The organism is Pseudoalteromonas sp. UBA2102, assembly GCF_002331165.1.
In the GTDB taxonomy this organism is placed as follows: Bacteria; Pseudomonadota; Gammaproteobacteria; order Enterobacterales; family Alteromonadaceae; genus Pseudoalteromonas; species Pseudoalteromonas atlantica.
On sequence record NZ_DCYU01000028.1, the window covers coordinates 1 to 4338 of the forward strand.

Below are 4338 nucleotides of genomic sequence, written 5' to 3' on the forward strand. Positions count from 1 at the left end.
GCATTAATGGACCGTATGAAAGAGCACGCTGAGCGCTTTGAAACGGAAATTGTGTTTGACCACATTAATAAAGTAGATGTGTCTAAGCGCCCTTTCACGCTTACTGGCGACCAAGGTACTTACACATGTGATGCATTAATTATTGCCACAGGTGCGTCGGCTAAATACTTAGGCTTAGAGTCTGAAACTAACTTTCAAGGTCGTGGTGTATCTGCATGTGCTACGTGTGATGGTTTTTTCTATAAAGGGCGTAAAGTTGCCGTTGTAGGGGGTGGTAACACAGCAGTAGAAGAAGCGCTTTACTTATCTAACATTGCGGATGAAGTACACGTTATTCACCGTCGTGATAGCTTCCGCAGTGAAAAAATTCTTGCTGATCGTCTTAACGAAAAAGCACAAAATGGTAACGTAGTATTACATTACAACCGCACGCTAGACGAAGTTCTTGGCGATGACATGGGCGTAACTGGCGTTCGTATTAAAGATACGCAATCTGATTCAACCGAAGAGCTTGACTTAGCCGGTGTGTTTATTGCTATCGGCCATAAGCCAAACACCGACATGTTTGAAGGCCAACTAGAGATGAAAGACGGCTATTTAGTGGTTGAGTCTGGTCTTAACGGTAACGCTACTCAAACAAGTGTACCTGGCGTATTTGCCGCAGGTGACGTGTCTGATCACATTTACCGTCAAGCAATTACATCTGCAGGTACAGGTTGTATGGCAGCCCTAGATGCAGAACGTTTCTTAGATAATCTGTAATCACGTTAAATATTTTAAAAGAGGCTGATAATTCAGCCTTTTTTTATGCCTAAAATGTAGTTACACTTTTATGATAATTAATAAGTTAAGCCCTCTATGAGAAACCAGCTATACCAACTCAGTGAAACCGATATAGCATTTCCAAATCCCGAATATGCACTCACCTCCCCCGATGGACTGCTTGCCATAGGCGGCGATTTATCTGTAAAGCGATTAAGTAATGCCTATAAAATGGGGATTTTTCCGTGGTTTAGCGAAGGTGAGCCCATTATGTGGTGGTCGCCAAGTGAACGCGGCATTGTAGAGCTAAATGACTTTCGTATAAGTAAAAGCTTGCGTAAACATTTAAAAAAGCACCCAGTAAAAGTAACCATTAACAATGCCTTTGCTGAGGTGATAGAAGCGTGCTGTGAGCAACGTATAGACACCGAAGGCACGTGGATAACTAACGACATGTTAAGCGCTTATATTGCTGCACATGACGCTAAAATTGCGCATAGTGTTGAGGTATGGCAAAACGGCGAACTTGCCGGTGGGCTTTATGGCATTATGCAAAATGGCATTTTTTGTGGCGAGTCGATGTTTCATCATCATACTAATTGCTCAAAACTGGCCATGTGGGCGTTAGTTAATTGGTTAAAACGCCATAATGCACATTTTATTGACTGCCAACTAGAAAACCCCTATTTAACCTCTTTAGGTGCAAAAGTGATCCCTCGCTCAGAATTTTTGACTAGACTTAAATTAGCAGGTTCTTACAGCCTCAACCCGATGATGTGGCAGCCACAGGAGTTAATAGCAATTTATGAGTGAGCACATACCTTCTCGCGTAGGCCTTAGCCAAGAGTTTGCTTGTAGCTATTTACCTGACAGGCAAGAACAATTATTGGTAATCCTTGACCCTACCTGTTACAGCACGCAAAAATTTGAGATGCTTTTATCGCTCGGCTTTAGGCGTAGCGGTAACCAAATTTACCGACCTCATTGCCCTTCGTGTAGTGCCTGTAATTCTGTACGCGTGTTAGCTCAAGAGTTTACCCCTTCAAAATCCCAAAAACGAAAACTCAATAAAGTAAAAGCACACTTTAAAGTTAAATACACCCAGGCTAAGCGCGAAGAATATTACCCACTTTATAGTAAATACATTTCATTACGTCACAGCGATGGCACTATGTTCCCCCCTAATATAGAGCAATTTCAAAGTTTTTTATTTTGTAGCTGGCTAGAAATAACGTTTATTGAACTTTGGCACCAAGACACTTTAGTTGCAGTAGCCGTAACCGATTGTATGGATAATGCTGTTTCAGCTATTTATACGTTTTTCGATCCCGACTTTGAGCACTACAGTTTAGGCACTGTGATGATTTTACAGCAGCTCGAATTTGCCAAACAACAAAATAAAGAATTTGTGTATTTAGGCTACCAAATCGATGAATGCACCAAAATGAAATACAAAACTCAGTTTTTACCCGCGCAAAAACACGTTAATGACCAGTGGTTGGCTATTTAATTTGCAAAAATGCCCGCTGCGCCTTTACTTATTGGCGTATTTTGGGCAAAATCTGCAGCGTTTAACTATTAAAGAGGTGTTACGCTAAACATGGCGAAAGAAGACGTAATCGAAATGCAAGGGACTGTCCTTGATACTTTACCAAATACAATGTTCCGAGTTGAGCTAGAAAATGGTCACGTAGTTGTGGCTCATATTTCAGGTAAAATGCGCAAAAACTACATCCGTATTTTAACCGGCGATAAAGTAACGGTAGAAATGACGCCTTACGATTTATCGAAAGGTCGTATCGTATTCCGTGCTCGCTAAGTGCGTAAACGAGATTTAGTTTTTGGCTAGTGAATAACTAGCTTAAAGCGTTTATTAAATGTAATTGATGGTACTGACTAGCAATTACATTTAATAAACAAAAAACCCAGCTTTTGCTGGGTTTTTTGTTGCCTATAAAAAGGCAAAAAAAGCCCACGCGTATCGCGCAGGCTAGTTTGTATACCCATTCGCATAATTAAGTTACTGTTTAGCGGATGGGTATTATGAGTGAATGCTCTTATTTAAGCGGGTGCTAAATTGCTTTCATAGTCAAAGTTAATTTTCTTATCTTTAACTGACACTTTAACAGTACCGCCATCAACCAGCTCACCAAAGAGTATTTCATTAGCCAACGGCTTTTTAAGCTCATCTTGAATAACACGTGCCATTGGGCGTGCCCCCATCGCTTTGTCGTAGCCTTTGTCTGCTAACCATTCACGCGCTTTAGAGGTCAGTTCAAGGTTAACCGACTTTTTATCTAGTTGTGCTTGCAGCTCAACTACAAACTTGTCAACCACTTGCAAGATAACCTCTTTTTCAAGGTGGTTAAACCAAATAATATTATCTAAGCGGTTTCTAAATTCGGGTGAAAATACCTTGTTAATTTCGCTCATTGCATCATGCGTATGATCTTGCTCGGTAAAGCCAATCGATTTGCGTGTTGTTTCTTGCACACCGGCATTGGTTGTCATAACCACAACCACGTTTCTAAAGTCCGCTTTACGACCATTGTTATCGGTTAACGTACCGTGATCCATGACTTGCAGTAGTATGTTGTAAATATCTGGATGGGCTTTTTCAATTTCATCCAATAACACAACTGCATGGGGATTTTTAATAACGGCTTCGGTGAGTAAACCACCTTGTTCAAAACCAACATACCCAGGAGGCGCACCAATTAGACGGCTCACTGCATGGCGCTCAACATACTCTGACATATCAAAGCGAATAAACTCTACGCCCATACACTTAGCAAGCTGTTTAGTCACCTCTGTTTTACCAACACCTGTAGGTCCAGCAAATAAGAACGAGCCTACTGGCTTGTCTTCGTTTGCAAGTCCAGATCGCGATAAGCGAATAGCTGAGGTAAGCGCATCAATAGATTGATCTTGCCCAAACACCAACATTTTAAGATTACGATCAAGATTTTTGAGGGTTTCTTTATCAGTAGATGACACACTTTGCGCCGGAATACGGGCCATTTTGGCGATGATTGATTCAATATCTGATACACCAATGGTTTTTTTGCGCTTAGAGCTTGGCTGTAAACGCTGGTTAGCACCAGCTTCGTCTATTACATCAATGGCTTTATCAGGTAAGTGACGCTCATTAATGTATTTAGCACTTAACTCTGCAGCTGCTTTTAGTGCTTTCTGCGTGTAACGAATGCCATGGTGTTCTTCATAACGCTCTTTTAAACCATTTAAAATTTTAGTGGTATCAGCCACACTCGGTTCAAGTACATCAATTTTTTGGAAACGGCGTACTAACGCACGGTCTTTTTCAAAAATATTTTTGTACTCATTGTAAGTGGTTGAGCCCATACAACGTAACTGCCCGCTCGAAAGTAGCGGTTTAAGTAAGTTAGATGCATCCATAACACCACCCGATGCAGCACCTGCACCAATAATAGTGTGTATTTCATCAATAAATAATATTGAGTTAGGTTTAGCTTGTAACTCTTTTAACAGGCTCTTAAAGCGTTTTTCAAAGTCGCCACGGTATTTAGTGCCGGCAAGCAATGCGCCCATATCAAG

At 41.1% G+C, this 4338-nt stretch carries 5 protein-coding genes; 4 read left to right on the forward strand and 1 reads right to left on the reverse strand.

Features of this window, described 5'->3' with window-relative positions; genetic code table 11:
* The 4 genes from B2R65_RS03035 to infA form a co-directional block, all read left to right on the forward strand.
* On the forward strand, positions 1 to 762 hold a 762-nt coding region (locus B2R65_RS03035), incomplete at its 5' end, for an FAD-dependent oxidoreductase (RefSeq protein ID WP_286740926.1).
* Positions 763 to 858: 96 nt separating this feature from the next.
* Positions 859 to 1575, forward strand: coding sequence for a leucyl/phenylalanyl-tRNA--protein transferase (gene aat / locus B2R65_RS03040; RefSeq protein ID WP_286740927.1), 717 nt, complete (start codon positions 859 to 861; stop codon positions 1573 to 1575).
* Positions 1568 to 2272, forward strand: a complete 705-nt coding sequence (locus B2R65_RS03045) for an arginyltransferase (RefSeq protein WP_286740929.1) — start codon at positions 1568 to 1570, stop codon at positions 2270 to 2272. The genes aat and B2R65_RS03045 overlap by 8 nt, the downstream gene beginning before the upstream one ends.
* 90 nt (positions 2273 to 2362) lie before the next feature.
* The gene (gene infA, locus B2R65_RS03050) at positions 2363 to 2581 is read left to right on the forward strand and encodes a translation initiation factor IF-1 (protein ID WP_002962494.1); all 219 of its coding nucleotides are present in this window, start codon (positions 2363 to 2365) and stop codon (positions 2579 to 2581) included.
* 242 nt (positions 2582 to 2823) lie between these two features.
* Here the strand turns inward: infA and B2R65_RS03055 are convergent.
* Positions 2824 to 4338 (reverse strand): AAA family ATPase (locus B2R65_RS03055; protein ID WP_286741003.1); only part of this gene is annotated, 1515 nt, incomplete at its 5' end.

What these genes read in the sequence shown, in the direction of transcription:
- aat (WP_286740927.1), top strand. Translation starts at nt 859, where the DNA reads ATGAGAAACCAGCTATACCAACTCAGTGAAACCGATATAGCATTTCCA.
- B2R65_RS03045 (WP_286740929.1), top strand. Translation starts at nt 1,568, where the DNA reads ATGAGTGAGCACATACCTTCTCGCGTAGGCCTTAGCCAAGAGTTTGCT.
- infA (WP_002962494.1), top strand. Translation starts at nt 2,363, where the DNA reads ATGGCGAAAGAAGACGTAATCGAAATGCAAGGGACTGTCCTTGATACT.